General features: G+C 65.2%; 17 protein-coding genes and 1 pseudogene. 14 read left to right on the plus strand and 4 right to left on the minus strand.

The features are described from left to right. Nucleotides 1-110: 110 nt before the first annotated feature. The gene (locus ACFVBH_RS02890) at nucleotides 111-1055 is read left to right on the plus strand and encodes a hypothetical protein (RefSeq protein ID WP_378999193.1); all 945 of its coding nucleotides are present in this window, start codon (nucleotides 111-113) and stop codon (nucleotides 1053-1055) included. A 200-nt stretch (nucleotides 1056-1255) separates the two neighbouring features. Here ACFVBH_RS02890 and ACFVBH_RS02895 read toward each other — a convergent pair whose 3' ends face one another. After that, nucleotides 1256-1750: a hypothetical protein gene (locus ACFVBH_RS02895; protein WP_378999195.1), complete on the minus strand. Its 495-nt coding sequence runs from the start codon at nucleotides 1748-1750 to the stop codon at nucleotides 1256-1258. Between the two features lie 140 nt (nucleotides 1751-1890). On the opposite strand from ACFVBH_RS02895, the gene ACFVBH_RS02900 reads away from it, so the two are divergent. Continuing rightward, nucleotides 1891-2805, plus strand: a complete 915-nt coding sequence (locus tag ACFVBH_RS02900; RefSeq protein ID WP_378999197.1) for a hypothetical protein — start codon at nucleotides 1891-1893, stop codon at nucleotides 2803-2805. Nucleotides 2806-3007: 202 nt separating this feature from the next. Here ACFVBH_RS02900 and ACFVBH_RS02905 read toward each other — a convergent pair whose 3' ends face one another. Further along, the gene (locus tag ACFVBH_RS02905; RefSeq protein WP_354985419.1) at nucleotides 3008-3214 is read right to left on the minus strand and encodes a hypothetical protein; all 207 of its coding nucleotides are present in this window, start codon (nucleotides 3212-3214) and stop codon (nucleotides 3008-3010) included. A gap of 336 nt (nucleotides 3215-3550) precedes the next feature. Here ACFVBH_RS02905 and ACFVBH_RS02910 point away from each other — a divergent pair, with 336 nt between their 5' ends. From ACFVBH_RS02910 to ACFVBH_RS02930, 5 genes are all read left to right on the plus strand, one after another. Continuing rightward, nucleotides 3551-4060 carry a hypothetical protein gene (locus ACFVBH_RS02910; RefSeq protein WP_378999199.1) on the plus strand — a complete coding sequence of 170 codons (510 nt, stop codon included), beginning with the start codon at nucleotides 3551-3553 and terminating at the stop codon, nucleotides 4058-4060. Between the two features lie 196 nt (nucleotides 4061-4256). Next, complete coding sequence (locus ACFVBH_RS02915) at nucleotides 4257-4859, plus strand: hypothetical protein (RefSeq protein WP_378999202.1); 603 nt, start codon at nucleotides 4257-4259, stop codon at nucleotides 4857-4859. Nucleotides 4860-5119: 260 nt separating this feature from the next. Next, a complete protein-coding gene (locus tag ACFVBH_RS02920) occupies nucleotides 5120-5596 on the plus strand; it encodes a hypothetical protein (RefSeq protein WP_378999205.1) in 477 nt (158 codons plus the stop codon). A 61-nt stretch (nucleotides 5597-5657) separates the two neighbouring features. Then, nucleotides 5658-5897, plus strand: a complete 240-nt coding sequence (locus ACFVBH_RS02925; RefSeq protein WP_354985416.1) for a hypothetical protein — start codon at nucleotides 5658-5660, stop codon at nucleotides 5895-5897. A gap of 171 nt (nucleotides 5898-6068) precedes the next feature. Beyond that, the gene (locus ACFVBH_RS02930; protein ID WP_378999207.1) at nucleotides 6069-6557 is read left to right on the plus strand and encodes a hypothetical protein; all 489 of its coding nucleotides are present in this window, start codon (nucleotides 6069-6071) and stop codon (nucleotides 6555-6557) included. Between the two features lie 312 nt (nucleotides 6558-6869). Here the strand turns inward: ACFVBH_RS02930 and ACFVBH_RS02935 are convergent, their stop codons facing one another. Beyond that, nucleotides 6870-7637 carry an AraC family transcriptional regulator gene (locus tag ACFVBH_RS02935; RefSeq protein WP_378999209.1) on the minus strand — a complete coding sequence of 256 codons (768 nt, stop codon included), beginning with the start codon at nucleotides 7635-7637 and terminating at the stop codon, nucleotides 6870-6872. Nucleotides 7638-7721: 84 nt separating this feature from the next. Here ACFVBH_RS02935 and ACFVBH_RS02940 point away from each other — a divergent pair, with 84 nt between their 5' ends. The 4 genes from ACFVBH_RS02940 (at nucleotide 7722) to ACFVBH_RS02955 (ending at nucleotide 13015) form a co-directional block, all read left to right on the plus strand. Further along, entirely contained in the window at nucleotides 7722-9155 is a 1434-nt protein-coding gene (locus tag ACFVBH_RS02940; protein ID WP_378999212.1) for an MFS transporter, read from the plus strand. A gap of 147 nt (nucleotides 9156-9302) precedes the next feature. Further along, nucleotides 9303-9944, plus strand: a complete 642-nt coding sequence (locus tag ACFVBH_RS02945; protein ID WP_378999214.1) for a TetR/AcrR family transcriptional regulator — start codon at nucleotides 9303-9305, stop codon at nucleotides 9942-9944. A 3-nt stretch (nucleotides 9945-9947) separates the two neighbouring features. After that, on the plus strand, nucleotides 9948-11561 hold the full coding sequence (locus ACFVBH_RS02950) for a GMC family oxidoreductase (protein WP_378999216.1): 1614 nt from the start codon (nucleotides 9948-9950) through the stop codon (nucleotides 11559-11561). Continuing rightward, nucleotides 11558-13015, plus strand: coding sequence for a flavin-containing monooxygenase (locus ACFVBH_RS02955; RefSeq protein ID WP_378999218.1), 1458 nt, complete (start codon nucleotides 11558-11560; stop codon nucleotides 13013-13015). Before ACFVBH_RS02950 ends, ACFVBH_RS02955 begins: the two co-directional genes overlap by 4 nt. 87 nt (nucleotides 13016-13102) lie before the next feature. On the opposite strand, the pseudogene ACFVBH_RS02960 reads toward ACFVBH_RS02955, so the two are convergent. After that, nucleotides 13103-14265, minus strand: a pseudogene (locus tag ACFVBH_RS02960) (IS30 family transposase). Between the two features lie 150 nt (nucleotides 14266-14415). Between ACFVBH_RS02960 and ACFVBH_RS02965 the strand changes: the two are divergent. The 3 genes from ACFVBH_RS02965 to ACFVBH_RS02975 all read left to right on the plus strand — a co-directional run bounded on the left by ACFVBH_RS02965 (nucleotide 14416) and on the right by ACFVBH_RS02975 (nucleotide 16475). Beyond that, nucleotides 14416-14964 (plus strand): hypothetical protein, encoded by a 549-nt coding sequence (locus ACFVBH_RS02965; protein ID WP_378999220.1) that lies wholly within the window; start codon nucleotides 14416-14418, stop codon nucleotides 14962-14964. Nucleotides 14965-15246: 282 nt separating this feature from the next. Then, the gene (locus tag ACFVBH_RS02970) at nucleotides 15247-15702 is read left to right on the plus strand and encodes a DUF6301 family protein (protein WP_378999222.1); all 456 of its coding nucleotides are present in this window, start codon (nucleotides 15247-15249) and stop codon (nucleotides 15700-15702) included. Further along, on the plus strand, nucleotides 15699-16475 hold the full coding sequence (locus ACFVBH_RS02975) for a hypothetical protein (protein WP_378999224.1): 777 nt from the start codon (nucleotides 15699-15701) through the stop codon (nucleotides 16473-16475). Before ACFVBH_RS02970 ends, ACFVBH_RS02975 begins: the two co-directional genes overlap by 4 nt. The last annotated feature ends 82 nt before the right edge of the window (nucleotides 16476-16557 follow it).

The following is a 16557-nucleotide window of genomic DNA, read 5'->3' on the forward strand; positions in this document are numbered from 1 at the left end:
CGACACGAAAAGCTCAGAGCCACACGATTTCTCCACAGCTGGCAACCAATTCGAACATATCCGGTCGATACCGTTACCGCGTGTTTGCTCGTGACAAATCGCGGAATCGCTTGAACCCCTTCGCATACGCGCTACAGGTCGTTGCGGTCGGCGCGTTGGCTGTGGCATGGCTGGCGATCGGCCGCGCACTCTACTCGGAGTCGGGAGCCGATCCGGGGGTCAAGCTCGAGGCAGGTGGCCGGTTCGCGGCCAACTTCACCGTCTATTGGCCATTTCTGTTGGTCGTCAGCCCGCTGGTGTTCCTCACCGCCATTTTCGGCCTGCTGCCCTACCGATTCGCACCCGGCGGCGCCATCACGGGCGGGCTGATCACCAGTTTGTTCGCCCAGTTCGTGGGGGCCGAGCTACACCTGTTCGGGTTCGAGCCCGGAATAGCGGAACACCTCGACACGAGCCTCGCCGCGTCGTGTTTCGCGCTTGCCACCGCGTTCGCGGCGGCCTGCCGCCACTTCTACGACGGCCGCTCCGGTCGGACACGTGCCGCCTGGGTGCGGGGCGGAGCGGCACTCTCGGTCGTGCTCGTCACCGCCGCGATGCTCACGATTCCGCCGCTGATCGGGGGCAGCGGAACCCCGTCCGGCGTCCTGGCCGATCGCGTCACCGACCGCAATTGCGGGAGGAATTGGTCGGACTGGATCGACGCGACGCGAACGACCGTCTACGCGGGGGACGTCAAGCAGACGGATCCACCGAAAGATGTTCCCGACAACGCGTTCGGGGTCGTGGTCACGCTACGAACCGGCGCAGGCAAGGTAGAGACAACCCCGCCCACCGCGATCTCGTTCCGCGACGACGAGCCGCTACGGCCGGATCCGCCGAACAGCGTGGTGCTGCTGCACCGATCCGGTACAGGCAACACGTTCGCGTTCACCGAGTTACGCGATCCGACGTGCGAGGCCGGCGGTACCCGGGTGGTTTCGGCGAGCTACAAATACGCGGACTACGGCACCGCGAGCGGGAATCGAATAGAGGGCAGGGTGACCCGCGGCGACTAATGCCCGCAACTCCACACGCTCTGCGGCGCGGCGCTGATCTCACCGAAGTTCAGCCCGGTCAACCGCGCGATCATCTCGAAGACAAATTCCTCGTCCACAGGCTCCGGCGCCGAAGCCTCTTCCGGCAGCGGTTGCCCGAACTCATCGACGACCTCCCCCTCGGCATAGACAATGCGTCGTACCGGGACCCCAGCACGGAATCAGTCTGTGGCGGTCAGCGCCAGACGGGCGATATGTGTACTGGAGACCAGGACGATCTCTGTCCATTTGTTGGCGTAATAGCCCTCCGGCCGAGTATCAACCTGGGCGGCGACTCGTACCGCCCCGATAAAGGTCTCGATGGCATTTGCGAGTGCCTGAACATGCGAATCGACGGCGCCTTCGTCCTCGATCAGTCCACCCGGTGGATACACCGCACCGAGGACTCCCCGGAAATCATCCGCCCAGCTGCACCACATACCGATCGCACGCACATTGACAACCGGATCCGACACCACACGGCGCACATGGTCCGCTACCGGAATGCGGTGCGGCAGTTGATGCTCGCCCAGGGCGACGACAGGGTCGAGGAAAATGCTGACGCTGTGGTCGCTGGCGGAGATCGCCTTTTCGAGCTGTCGCGCCGCGGCTGCCACAGCAGCGCGCGGGTTGTCGCGTGTCAATCCGGTGCGGTGGGTGTTCGAGCGCTTCTTCACAGGGTAAGTATCGATCGCGGTCAATAGCGAGGCTGCGCTCAACCTGTGGACGTGGTCCAGCCGGCCCACTCCAGGTAGGCCACTCGCTGGACCAACTCGCCTTACCGGTCAGAGTCCGGGTGTGCCCGTAGGCTTGGCGCATGACGCTCGACCAGGTCGTCACCGAACTCTATGGGCTCCCGCCCGCCGAGTTCGTACCCGCCCGCACCGAGCGGGCGCGGCAGGCCCGCGACGCCGGGGACAAGGTACTGGCCGCCGCCATCGGCAAGCTGCGGCGGCCGACGGTCGCCGCGTGGGCGCTGAATCTGCTCTCTCGTGAGGCGAGCGAGGATGTCCGCGCGGTCGCGGAAGTGGGCGAAGCCCTGCGCGACGCGCAGCGGCGGCTGTCGGCGGACAAGTTGCGCGCGCTCACCACGCGGCGGCAGCAGGTGGTCAACGCCGTCACCCGCAAAACCGCCGAACTGGCGGCGGGCCACGGCCAGCGCCTGACCGAATCCGTCCTGCGCGAGGTCGGCGCGAGTCTGCAGGCGGCGCTGGCGGATCAATCGGTCGCCGACGGGCTGCGCGCCGGAACGCTCACCGCCGCAGCCACCTACGAGGGATTCGGGCCCGCCGCACTGACCGCGGTTCCCGGTGCGGGACATCGCGGCAGCCGAACGCGCTCGACGACAACCGATTCCACCGAGGATCACGCGGAAGAACCAGCCACGCGGACCAAACCGCGCACCGAATCCAAAGCCGCAGACAAGCCCGCTCCCGACCCGCAGGCCGAGATACGTCGCGAGCTCGAGCAAATGCTCACCGAGGTCGAATCCGCCCGCGCCGCCGTGACTTCCGCTCGATCCGACCACGACGCGGCCGCAGCGGACCTGGCAGAACTCGTCGGCCGCGTCGAAACCCTGCGAGCCGAACTGACCGAGGCCGAACAGCGCCGCCGATTCACCGCGGCCACCGAGCGAACCACACGCGAGGCTCTCCAGCGCGCGCAGAAACACCTGGACGGCGTGGAACGACGCGTGGACGGCGCCCGCAAACGGTTGACTCCCGGGGTCTGAACGGACCCGCGCCGTCTCGAGCCGACGCACCGATGGAACCGGCGAAGTTGAGCCGATGTGTTCGCGCTCGCGTCCGCGAATGCCAAGCGCTGCAAGCCGCTACGGGTCCTCGGCAACCCGTAGAACGCGACCGATCCTGGCCGCCGACGGGGCAAAAACCTCCGGCGGCCAGGATCTGATGAGCGCTACGACCCGGTGCCGCTCAGGACTCGGGAATCAGGTCGGCAGCCTCCTGCAGAACCTTCTTGTACAGCCCGTCGAGGTCCTCGTACCGGCTGTTCGCCGCCTCGAGCTCCGTCTGCAGTTCGGCGATCTGCCGTTCGAGACCCACCACCTTGACGTCCAGCTCGCGGTTCTTGTTCTGCTCCTCGAGCAGCGCCTGTTTGATGTCGTCGTCGTGCTCGCTCATGGTCTCTCCCGCTGTTCTCGGGCCGGTCCGCCCGACCCAGCGGCAACTCTAGAGCGTCACGACCGCTCAGGACATCCGTTGCACCACAAACACATCGGATCGCAAACCGTCTGATGGGCCCGCCCATGGGTGTTGACAGTCAGGACATCAACAGTCGTTGTCCAAGCCAGCATCGTGACCGATCAACTTGCGCTGAGCTATTTTTGCGGGGGTGGACTGCGTGGGGAGGACGTTATGAGTTCGAAGCGGGGCGTCTTCGCGTTTCCCATGGTGGCGAGAACCAACCGACCGCGGCCCCGTCGAGTGGACAACCTCCTGGTCCCCCACTCCTGGAAGGTGACCTCCACTCTGATTGCAGGAGCGACCGCGCTTATCTGCTTGTTTCTGCTGTGGAGTCAGGCCTCGCGCGGTTCGGCAAGCTCGGCATTCTTCGCGGTGCTCATGCTTTCGTTCGTAGGTATTGTCTGGCTGGCTGCCGCTGTCGCAGGTCTGCTGCTCTACCGCAGTTGGCAGATGAGCCTGATCTCTCCGTTGCTGGTCGCATTGACGTTCATCACGGCGTGGACAGGAGCGCCGGCCGAGCTCGGGTGGGTGGTGTCGAAAAGCGCGCTCGAGCGAACGGCGCTCACATGTGCCACTTCGACCGAGACACGGCTCGTCGGGGTCTACCGCGTCTCCAAAGTTGCGAAAGGCAGCGGAGGCTGCCTGATCTACCAAGGTGAAGCCTTCCTCACCTTCGCATACACCGGATTCGCCTACTTCCCTGACAACCCTCCGAAGGACAACAGCCGCTTCAGCTATCAGCCCCATGCCGGTTCCTGGTACCGCTTCTCCGAGAGATACTGATCCGCGACCACCACGCGGCCCAGAGCCGACTGCCCGCCTCGCGCTGATAGACGATAGAACCCGTAGCCTTCGCGGGTACCAATGGTGTGGTCAGTACGGTCCGGGTGGAGGGACACGGAGTACGCGCGCCACGCCGACTTCTCGGAAACCGAGCGTGCATTGACCGAGTTCAGTACTACCGCAGAGGATTCGATCGATGGGTTACCCGGGATACTCCCCGAACCCGCAGCAACCAGGACGGTGGACGGCCACGCCGTCGCTGTGGTGGATCTTTCCCGGGATCGTCGCCGTCTTGGTCGGGGGGATCGGTGTGATCATCTCCGCATTCGGCGCCTGGTCGCAGGTAACCGCGGAAGTAGGTGACTTCCAGCGCGTAGAGAGCCCCGGGTCAGGCTGGCTGACCCTGGCCTCCGATAGCGACTACGTGATCTATCTCGAAGGGGTTGGCGACGAGTTTTCGCCAGAGAAGGACATAGCCGTCACGTTGACCGATCAGGCGGGCAGACCGGTCGAGGTGCGAGCTGTCGGACCCATCCTCATGCGTCATGTCGACGGTCTGGACGGCCGCGCCGGATACGCCTTCCACGCGGATCACCACGACACCTACCTGCTGACCGGGGTTTCCCAGGCGGGTGTCACTTTGACCGTCGCAGAGGGAAAGCCAGCCGAAGAGTTGTCGACCGTGGCGAAAGAGATCGTGCTCTGGAACGTCGTCGTGGTCATCGGCACGACCATGGTGTTCACCATCTTCCGCTGCCGCGCACGGAGCCGCACCGCCCTCGACCTCACACCGCGGTGAACCCGACTTCACTCGGGCCCGGTTCGATGCGCCGAATCGACTGGCGGACACCCTCGTCCAGATCCGAGAAGGCCGCCGCAGACCAGACGGGTCGAGTCCGGCGTCAATCTCGATGGCGCACTCGAAATCGTCCTCCGTGAAGTGACCATGCCACAGTCGGTGGGGCGGATCAGATGGTTCCCGTGATGCCGATTTCGTAGAAGATTTCTCGCGGAAGGCAGCGGTCTGTGCGCTGTACCTGCGGGTGGTTCGATGTGGAAATGTCAGAGCTCGTGGTCGGATTTCAGGTTGGTCAGCGGGTCACCGTCATGGAGGGGCCGTTCATGACTCTCGAGGCGGTTGTCATGGAGGCCGAGGAGAACTCGACGACCGCCAAGGGCGGCATCGTGATCTTCGGAAAGACTGTGGGCGTCACTTTGACGATCGGTGCGGAATCACGCGTGATTGCGGAGTTCGATCGTTCAGAGGAGATCGCCAGACACGCAGGCGCGACTCACTATTACGGCATTGTGGGCCGAGTCGTGGCCGGCGCCGACGCAGGGCGCTGTATCCGAGTCGACAGGATGCAGGACTTCGCCGAAACACCAGAGGAGCGAGCGCTGGCAAAAGGCGACATGATCCGAATTGCCGATGACCCCGCCATGGAGATCGCCTGCCGCTGTGAGTGGGTGGAGGACTGGGCCGCGGTGGAGGAGACCCTTCTTCGTGATGGCCACCGAGTGGACTGGCAGATGTGAACGCCCCACTTCGAGCTCCCGCCTCAATGTACGGGGAATATGGGACGTATCGGGGGCTAGCATGGCGCGCGTGTGGTTCAAAAAGTACGTGATCGTGTTCGGGGTGCTGTTGGTGTTGTCCTGCGGGCTGTGGGTGTTCGCCAAGTGGGCGGAGAATCCCGCCCTGTTCGACTTCTCGGACTGTTCGGGGGCCTACTGTCCGCCGGAGGTGTACCAGTCGCTCGCCGCGCAACCGACCGTGACGACGGAGCCGGCTTGGAGCGAATCACTCACGGCTTCATCGGTTTCGTGCTGTCGATGATCTAAAGCCACGCGGGCGTCCGCATCTGCCGATGAGTGTGAAGTTGTCGTCCCCGCCGTCAAGTGTGGCTCCCATCGAACTGACACGACTCGCACGGAAACCACTGTCCTTCGGGTTGTCTCGCATCATCCAGCCGCCCCAACCGGCCATGCCGCTGGATATGATCCCCAGGTGGAGCGGGTGAGCCCGGGTTCGGGTGGGGACGTCGGGCGTGAAGACACGAAGTATTTCGAGAGCGGGTTGGGTAGCGGGCTGCTTGGCAGTCTGGTCATGGCGGCGGTGTTCAGCACCACAATTTTCGCGGGCGTGCTCGGGTGGATAGTCGCCGGTATCTTCGTGCCCCTCTTCATAGTCGGGGCAATAGTGGCCTTATGGGAATTGATCCGCCACAAGCCCATGCTCGTAATCACCGACCATGGCATCAGGCACCAGAGATTCGGATATGTCCCTTGGACTGCCGTAGATCATGTATGGATACGCACGGACCGTGAAGGTGACCAGCCAATAACGCCGATCGTTGTGGAGCTCAACGGCACCGATCCCGAGTTCGCTTCCACTGCCTCGCTAGACATCCGGTTGAACAATCTTTCCGTCTCGTACGAGTCCATCCTGAAGGCGATGAGCGAACACAATCCACAGCTGATCGCCTGGGTACATTGAGCAGCGCGCCCGCTTCAGCAGAAGGCTCTGGACCGCTGGCGAACCCGACAACAGTATGGTTATGTCCAGATGAGAGGTAGGCGTCGCCATTCCGAGCGCGACGCTGCCACCCAGCTATCCCTCCCGGGCCTGCGGGAAGCCCCGCTGCACCAGTTGTCGTGCAGCGTCAACCCTGTCGGTCGTCATCACGCCAGTCTGGCATCGAACCGATCGAAGTGAGACGCCGGAAGCGACGGAAACCCCCGAGCACCGCGACGCGCGGCCGGTCGCACTGCGCGCGGGGGCATGCGGGGCCGGCATCCGTGCACGGCGTCAGTTCCTAGTGCCGTCGAGATATCGCCGGGGTGTCGTGCCGACCGTTCGCCGGAAAGCCGCCAGAAACGCGCTGGCCGTCGCGTACCCGACGCTGTGCGCCACACGGGATACCGGTTGCCCCTCGGCGAGCATCACGAGCGCCGCCTGCAGCCGCGCGTGAGTGCGCCAGCGGTCGAAGCTCATACCGGTGTCTTGGACGAACAGGCGAGTCAGCGTCCGCCGGCTCACGCCGACCGCGCGGGCGTGCGCCTCCAGTCCACGCGGATCGGCGGGATCCTCCAGGAGCGCGTCTGCGACCGCCCGCACTCGTTCATCGACGGGCAGCGGCACGTCGATCGGCGTCGCGGGCAGCGGTTGCAGGAGATCCAGCACGACCGCCTCGGCGCGGCGGCGCGCATCATCGGCCAGATCATCCCTACCCAGATGGGCGATCAAGTGCGCCAGCAGCCCGTCGACGCGCACAGCGGTGGGCTCGGTCCAGGTCACGTCACAGCGGTCCGGTTCGAAGTACAGACTGTGCAGCACGGCATCGCGTGTCGCTCCTGTGCGATGCACGACCCCGGCGGGAAGCCACAGCGCCAACGTCGGCGGTAGCACCCAATTCACCTGTCCCGCAGCAACACCGAGAACTCCGCTCCGCGTCCAGGCCAGTTGGTGCTGTGGGTGGTAGTGCGTGTGGGTCCATTCACCCGCGAGCAGGGGAAAGCTGCCTACGACAATGGCACCGACTCCGGCGGGTGCGGGTTCGAAAGCAGGCTCGAGCACCCCACTAGACTATGTCCCCAACGCGATAAAACATGGCCCTGTGACGTATAGCGGCCACGGTCCGGCCTTACCTACCGTCGTCTCATGACTCCGATCTCGACCCGGACGCCCGACACACCACCCGCGGCCAGGCGCCGGAGTACGGCCCTGATCGTGCTGTGCCTGGTGCAGTTCATGCTCAACCTGGACGACAACGTGGTGAGCATCGCGCTCCCCACCGTCCGCGCGGAACTCGGATTCGGCTTCGCCGGGCTGGCCTGGGTGGTCAACGGCTACATCCTGGCCTTCGGCGGGTTCCTGCTACTATCCGGCCGGATTGCCGACCTGTTCGGGCGACGACGTGTCTTCCTTTGCGGTGTAGCCCTTTTCGGCGCGGCGAGCCTTTTCTGTGGACTGGCCCAGGAGCCCTGGCAGCTGATCGTCGGACGGTTCGTTCAAGGAAGCGGTGCAGCGCTTGCGAGTCCCGCGGCCCTGGCCCTGCTCACCCTGCTATACCCCGGCGGCAAGGAGCGGGCCAAGGCCATCGGCATCTGGGGAGGAGTCGCCGCGCTGGGCGCGACACTGGGACTCGTCATCTCGGGCATGCTGACCGATTTCGCCTCGTGGCGCTGGGTCTTCTTCATCAATCTGCCGGTGGCCCTGCTGGTTCTCGTCGTGCTGCCGCGACTGGTCGGCGAAAGCCGCACCGAAACCTCTGCGCGAGTGGACATACCCGGCACGGTACTGGTCGTCGCCGTACCCGGCTTGCTGGTCTACGGCCTGCTGCGGGCATCCGAAACCGGCTGGGCAAAGGCGAGTTCCGTGATCCCCATCGCTGCCGCGGCACTGTTGGCGTTGACGTTCGTCGCCGTCGAGCTACGCACCGCGGAACCGCTGGTCCCCCTGCCGTTCCTCACCTTTCGGCCGAGGGCGGTGGCCAACACAACCCTCCTGCTGTTCTCCGCAAGCTTCTACGCGATGGCATTTCTGCTGATGCTGCACATCCAAACCGTCCTCGACTACAGCCCCTTCACCGCCGGTCTGAGCTATCTGCCGTTCGGCGCGGGCATTCTCGCGGGCATGGCGGTCTCATCGCGTGCGGTGCGCCGGCTCGGCGAGCGATGGGCACTCGTAGTATCCTTGCTGATCAGCGCCGCCGGGCTCGTCCTGCTGTCGGGCATCGACCCGTCCGACAGCTATGTCGCAGGAATACTGCCCGCATTGCTGATCACCAGCATCGGCTGCGGAATGACCCTGCCCGCTCTGACAGTCCTCGCACTCACGGGCACTACCGAGGAGAATGCCGGCCTCGGCTCCGCCGTCGTCACATCGGTCCAACAGCTCGGTGGCGCAGTGGGTTTGGCGGTTCTCGTGACACTCGCGGAACAGCGCCGCACCACCTCCGGCTCGCTCGACCCCCGCCAGGCGGCGACCGACGGCTTCGCCCACGCGCTGACCATCTCCGCGGCGCTCGTCGCACTCAGCGCGGCATTGATAGCCACGACGCTCCGAAACACCGCGCCGGCCGAAACCGACTGATCGCGAGACTCGAAGGCAAGTGGCAGTCCCGGCCACCGAGATGGTTGCCGACCCACAAAGTCATGACCAGCCCCGATCGAACCCGCTTGTCCCCCAATACACTTCGACCCATTGACATTTAGAGACCGATTGGTTGCAATCTGCTGTGTGACCGATACCCAGCATGTGCGGCGCACTCAGGCCGAGCGCACGGCATCCACCAAGGCAGCGCTGGTGGACGCGACGATCGCGACCATCACCGAGATCGGCTACTACCGCGCTTCCCTCGGCGAGATCTGCACCCGGGCGGGCGTGTCCAAGGGCGGGCTGTTCCGCCACTTCGACTCGCGACTGGCACTGGTCGTCGAAGTCGCCGAAGAGGTCGGCCGCCGGCACCTCGCGGGCTTTCGAGCCCTCGGTGACGCGCCCGTCGGGGAGATGCTCGCGTTGACGCGAAGCCAATCGCGCTCGCAGATCAACGCGGTCTGGTTCGAATTACTGGTCGCCGCGCGCACGGACGCCGAGTTGCGCGAGCAGCTCACCCCGGTGGCGACCCGCCTCTACGCCGCCATCGACGAGCTCGCGGTGGTGCCGTCATCGGGCGCGGGAGTCGATCCCGCGGTGCTCCGGTTGATGGGCACCTCGCTGGTGCACATGTTCGACGGCGAGGCCGTCCTGCGAGAAATCCTGCCGCGACCGGCACTCGAGGACGCACGCCTGCAAGCGGCGGTCGAACTGAGCAATGCCCTTGTCGCGCTTCGCCGTAACTACCCGTCTGTCGCCATCGAGCGATCCGGCAAGGAGAAGTAGCCCATGGCTCGAACCGAATCATCCGCGGACTACATCGTGGTCGGCGGCGGCAGCGCCGGAGCGGCGGTTGCCCGCCGGATCGCTGATGCCGGCGCCGAGGTCCTGCTACTGGAAGCGGGCGGCCGCAACGACTCCCGGCTCGTCCGCGTCCCGGGCATGGTCGGGGCGATGCACGGCGTCGGCGCGCTGCAGCGCGGTGTCACCTGGCAACCGCGCACCAGCCCGCAGCCGCATGCCGCCGACCGGCGGGTATCGCAGATGCACGGGCGCGGACTCGGTGGCGGCAGCGCGGTCAACGGGATGATCTGGTCCCGCGGACACCACCGGAACTACGACGACTGGGCCGCAGCCGGTTGCGCGGGCTGGAGTCACGCGGACGTGCTCCCGATCTTCCAGCGCATGGAGGCGTTCGAGGACGGCGCGAACGACTACCGCGGCGGCTCCGGCCCGATCGGCGTCACCCGCGCGCGTGATCTCGCCGAGGTGACCACGGCCTTCCTCGACGCCCTCGCCACGACCGCGGGAGTCCCCCACAACGCCGACTACAACGCCGCTGAACAGGAGGGCGTCTCGGTCGCCCAGTGGAACGCGGCCGGCGGACGTCGCCAGAGCTCGGCGGAGGCGTACCTGCGCGACGCGCCGCCGAACCTGCGGGTGCGCACGGGCGCGCAGGTCACGCGGATCCTCATCGACAAGGGCGCCGCGTTCGGCGTCGAGGTCGCGACCAAGCGAGGCACGGAACGTCTTGTCGCACATCAGGAAGTCATCGTCACCGCCGGTTCGTTCCGCACCGCGCAACTGCTCATGCTCTCCGGAATCGGACCGGCCGCGCACCTGGCCGAACACGGGATCCCGGTACTCGGTGACCTGCCGGTCGGTGAGGGCCTGCAGGACCACGCGGTCGTGCCCGTGGTCTACAACGTGACCGAAGGCCCCATCCTCGGTCCGGCAAAATTCATGGCCGCGATGGCCAGGGAGCGCATTCGGCCGAACTCGACCTTCCTGGGCGGCTCCTACATGGAGGGCATCGCCCACATCAGGTCCGAGCATGCCGGTGCGCTTCCCGATCTGCAGTTGTTCGCGACCCCGCTCGGCCGTCGCGGCAAGGACGCCACGGTTCCGGGGGTTCACCCCGACATCGACGGCTCCTGCTTCACGGTCTACCTGGTGATGCTCTATCCCGAGAGCTCGGGAACGGTCCGGCTGGCCTCGCGCGATCCGCACGCGGCCCCGGTGATCGATCCCCGCTACCTGAGCGCGTCCGCGGATCTCGATGTGCTGATGTCGGGCGTGGAGATCGTCCGCGAGGCGATGGCGCACCCCGGTGCCGCCTCCTACGTCCGCGCCGAAGTCGCACCCGGTCGCGCGGGTGCGACATCGGCCGCCGTCAGAGACGATGCGCGCCAGCGGATTTCGAGCGTCTATCACCCGACCGGCACCTGCCGCATGGGCGCGGACGAGCGCGCCGTGGTCGGCCCCGATTTGAAGGTGCGCGGCATCGAGCGGCTGCGCGTGGCCGACGCATCGGTGATGCCGTCCATTCCCGGCGGCAACACCAACGCGCCGTCGATGATGATCGGCGAGCGCGCCGCCCAACTGGTTCTGGAGGACGCATGACCCCCCTGTTCGAGGTTGCCGTGATCGGCGCCGGTATCTCCGGCCTCGGCACCGCGATCAAGCTGCGCGAGGCGGGGATCACCGACTTCGTGGTGCTGGAGAAGGCCGACGGCGTCGGCGGCGTATGGCGGGATAACACCTATCCCGGGTGCGCGGTCGACATCCCCTCGATCGCCTACTCGTATTCGTTTGCGCCGCATGACAACTGGAGTCGCAAGTTCGCGCCGCAGCCGGAGATTCTGTCCTATCTGCGCGAGACCGCCGATCGCTTCGGCGTCAGCGAGCATCTGCGCCTCGGGGTCGAGGTTCTCGAGGCGAGCTGGGACGAGCCGCAGCGATGCTGGGTGCTCGACACCGGCGACGGCGAGATCCGCGCCCGCTCGCTCGTCGCCGCCGCCGGTCCCTGGCATCAGCCGAGCCTGCCCGCCATCGACGGCCTCGACTCCTTCCCCGGACCGGTGTTCCACACCTCGCGCTGGGATCATGACGTCGACCTGACCGGGCAGCGGGTGGCGATCGTCGGCACCGGCGCTTCGGCAATCCAGGTGGTGCCGAGCATTGCCGAGCAGGTGGCCGAACTCCATGTCCTGCAACGGACTCCGCAGTGGGTGGTACCCAAGATGGAGCCCGCGCCGTCCCGGATCGCGCGCCGCCTGGGCGTGCATCGGCTGGGGTGGGTTCACGAATTCAACCGCCGGCGTGAGGAATTGATTCTCGAACTCACCAATGTCGCGTTCAACCAGCGCTGGGGGCAGGCGGCGTTCAAATGGATCGGACGCCAGAATATTCACGCGGCGATCGATGACCCCGCGCTGCGCGCCGCCCTCACACCGGAGTGGTCGGTTGGCTGCAAACGCCTGCTGATGTCGAGCGATTACTACCCGGCGCTGGCCCGCCCGAACGTCTCGGTGGTCTCGACCGGCCTGACCGCGGTCCGCGGGAACACCCTGATCGGCGAGGACGGCTCCAAGACCGAGGTCGATGTCGTGATCATGGCAACCGGCTTCAAGATCCTCGACATGCCGATCGCGGACAAGGTCAAGGGCGTAGACGGACGCAGCCTGTCGCAGCACTGGGACGGCAGCCCCCAGGCCTACCTCGGAACGACGGTCCCCTCCTTCCCGAACCTCTACATCCTCTTCGGCCCGAACGTGTCGGCGGTCGCGTCGGGTTTCCTGATCGTGGAGTCCCAGCTGCAACAGGTAGTCCAGGCCCTGACCCACCTCCGGCTCAGCGCCGCGGTGTCGCTGGAGGTCCGCCCAAATGTGATGCGGCAGTTCAACAACGAGGTCCAGACGGCGCTCCAATCCACGGTCTACAACTCAGGCGGCTGCCGCAGCTACTACTTCGACAAGAACGGCCGCAACGGGTTCTCCTGGCCGTGGTCGGCACGCCGCCTCCGCCGCATGACCGCCCGCTTCGACCCGTCGGATTATGTCGTGACGCGGGGGTAGGCGGGTCGTCGGGTTCCCGCCAGCCGCTGGGTTCGAAACCGAGGCAGCGGTCGTCGAACGTACGCTCATGCCTGCGGGCTCAGGCGGTCATCGCAACACGTCTTCGAGTGCTTCTGATGGTGTGCGAAATCCGAGGGTTTGTCGAGGGCGTCCGTTGAGTTCGTCGGCGATGGCGTCCAGATCGGCCTGGGAGTAACTGCGCAAGTCCAGGTGTCGGGGAAGATATTGGCGGACAAGGCCATTGGTGTTCTCGTTGGTGCCGCGCTGCCACGGGCTCTTCGGATCGCAGAAATAGACCGGGACGCCGGTAGCGACGGTGAACGCGGCGTGTTCTGCCATTTCGTAGCCTTGGTCCCAGGTCAGGGTGCGACGCAGCGCGTCGGGCAGGGTGTGGATCCGGGCGGCGAGGGCGTCGGCGACAAGGTCCGCGCGTTTGCCCTCGGGCAGGGCGACCAGCAGCAGGAACCGGGTCGAGCGTTCGACCAGAGTGGGACCGGCGACATGCCACGACCGAACAGCAGATCGCCTTCCCAATGCCCGGGCACTGCCCGATCAGCGGCCTCGGCGGGGCGTTCGGCGATGGTCAGCACGCCCCGGCGCTGCCCGCGGCCGTCGGGCTGCCGCACGACCTTGGGCCGACGCATGGCGCGGTGGGTGCGCAGATAGCGGGTCAACTCGTGACGCAGCTCGCCGCGAGTCTGGATGAACAAGCTGCGATAGATCGTTTCGTGCGACACATAACCCATGCTGGACTGCGGATTTCGTGCCAGCCAGCCCGCGATCTGCTGCGGCGACCACCGCGCAAGGAGTTTCTCCGACACCATTGCCGCCAACCCGGGATTCTGTGACAGCTTGGTCGGTTTCGGTCGCACTGCGCGCGCCCACGCCGCGCGATCGGCAGGCACGGCTCGGTATGCGAAGCGACCGCCGCGTTTGGCAACCTCGCGCGAAATCGTCGAGGGAGCTCGACCGAGGCCGCGGGCGATACTGCGCAGCGAGTCACCGGCCGCCAGTCCGCGTGAGATCTCTTCACGCTCGGACAAACTCAGGCGAAGCTCGTTGCGGTGGCGAGGCACGGGCCGGACCCCGCCACAGCGTTTGAGCAGTTCACGCACGGTCGAGGGATGCCGGCGCATCTCCCGCGCCAATACCTTGATCGCCTGCCCCGACCGCCACCGCCGCCACACCTCCTCGACCTGGGCTTCGGTCAGCGGGGTTCGCTTCTCCGACAGCGGTCTGCTCGAGGCCATTGCGCATCACACCCCTTGTTCACCAGGACAATCCCAGTGTTGCGCTAACCCATTGAGACCGCACCGAATGGAGGGCGTTGAACTTGCGTGACCGAGAGCGACTTTGGCTGCCGTCCGGACCGTCGGGTCGATGCCCTACGATCCTCCGTCGTGGGTTGGTATTTCAGAACGTTCGTTGTCGATGTGGACCGAATCGACGGTGCCTTCCAGTCCGGCGATGCCGAGCTACTCCAATTGATCGAAGAGATGTCGGCCGAGGAACTCGCCGAGGATGCGGAGTTGTCCCGCGAGGAAGAGTCACCGACGCTGGCTCAAGCGCTTCGGCTCTGGATCATGGGCACCTGCGATGACGAAGATTGGGTCGCCGAGCGTTCCGAAGAAGCATATGAACACATTTGCGAGACCTTGTCCTTGGCGAGCTGGGGCAACGGCCCCTACGGACGCGAGTGGCTCGAGCACGGCAGTCGTGGACTCAAGCAGCTGGGAATCGACGGGATCAGTTTCAAGACGTTCATAGACAGTAGCTCTTGGTCCCATGAGGACTGCGTTCGAGCGGTGGCGCAATGGGAATCCGTGACCGTGCAGCAGCGTTCCGGGGTTGATCCCTATGATCTAGGTGCTGTCGAGGAAGTCATCGAAGTGGCCCGGATGGCAGCGCAATCGCCGGGGTACGGGGTTGTCTGCTCTTTCAGCCCGTAATGGGCCCGTGCGACAACACATTGCAATGCCGCATACCGCGCTGACCGCAGCGGTCACCCTGGAACGCGTCAGGTTGCCCGATGCGCAGTGTTCTTCGAGACGGGCTCACCGCCGCCCGCTGTGCCCGACGCTGCCGCCCCGATGTGGCCCATCGATATCTCGAACGCCCTGCGCAGCTATGCCGATGTGCACGATCGATCTTCTTGTCCTCACCCTTTCCTAGACGCCAGTATTTCAATTTCCCTTGTAAGATGCCCTGGCCGCAGGAAGTAGGATTTGATCATGCATACCGAGATAAACGCGGCAGTAGGAATCGTGAGAACCGTTGCGAGGCCGGACTGGAGTTGGGATGCATCCGAACTCGCGACGAATTGCCGAGAACTGACCTGGTCAGCGCCATCGCGGTCAGACGCCAGTACTCGCGTGGCCACTAATCTCCGCATCAACCGTCCTGAAGCCTTTGTGCACATCGAAGACGGAGCTGTGTGGGAAATGATGGTCTGGGTCTCCGATATCGAGGAACCCGACTACCGTGGTCCTTCACCGGCAGTATCCGGATTCGAGGCGATATTAGCGCGAATAATTGTCGAATTCGGTGAACCCTCTCAAGATCTATTCGATGAGGTCTGGGGATACCGCTGGGACCTTTCGAATACTGTGGCGTTTCTGATAGCAAGAGAAGACGGCATCTTTCTCGACCTCGTCAACCCCGAGGTGCAAAAGAAATGGGATGCGTGAACAACCAATCCTGGCTCATGCCGCTGAACGCCCGCAGCAGCCACCTGCCAACGCGCGGATCTGCCGCTGATCGCGCTGGTCGAACCGGCCACCGCAGGCGAATCGAAGGTCAACGGGCCAAGCTGATCCGAGACCGGCAGGCATTCGCTAATGCCGAGTTCAGGGTGTTTCATACGGTTGTGGGTCGAGGACGTGCAGACCCGCCAGACAGGAATGATCAGTTGGAATCGAGCTCCACACGCGCTGAAGCCCTCGTCGATGTTGCTGCACTGTGGATGCCGGACCGACCTGAGATCCAGGCCTGGTTTCGCGCGTTACTGGATGCGGTCTACGTCGCCGTAGCCGAGGATCAGTCGTTCATCGTGCTCGATGGAGAAGTCTTCGACGAGTACACATTCGACGAGCCGGATGACCTCGCTCAGCCGCTGCTGGACTGCCTTGCATCCAACGATCACCTCGCGGGATTCGACTGGAGGTCGAGCCCGGAAGAGATCCGCAGGCGACTCGAGTCACTGCCGTCCTGTCCCGGAGATCTATCCTGGGACTGGTATCCGGCGTTCGCTCGAGCCAACGAAGGACTCTCCTCGGGGGATCTCGCCAAGCGCTTTCTCGAGGCTCTGGGAGAGCATGCCTACGGGCGTGGAACTGCACTGCTGGCGGTAGATACCCTGTCCGACAGCTACGCGGTGACATTGATGCCCACCGATCTCGCCGAGCGGATCGCCTCTATCTCCTACGGGTGGGCACAGATCGTGCGGTCAGCTGAGTTCTGACACACAGGCCCGGCACGAACGTCCTGTCATGCCGCGACCCGGGCCGGCCCGGAGCGGCATGGGCAAGCCGCGATTTGAGCAC

It is taken from the genome of Nocardia sp. NPDC057668, from assembly GCF_042799795.1.
Taxonomy (GTDB): domain Bacteria; phylum Actinomycetota; class Actinomycetes; order Mycobacteriales; family Mycobacteriaceae; genus Nocardia.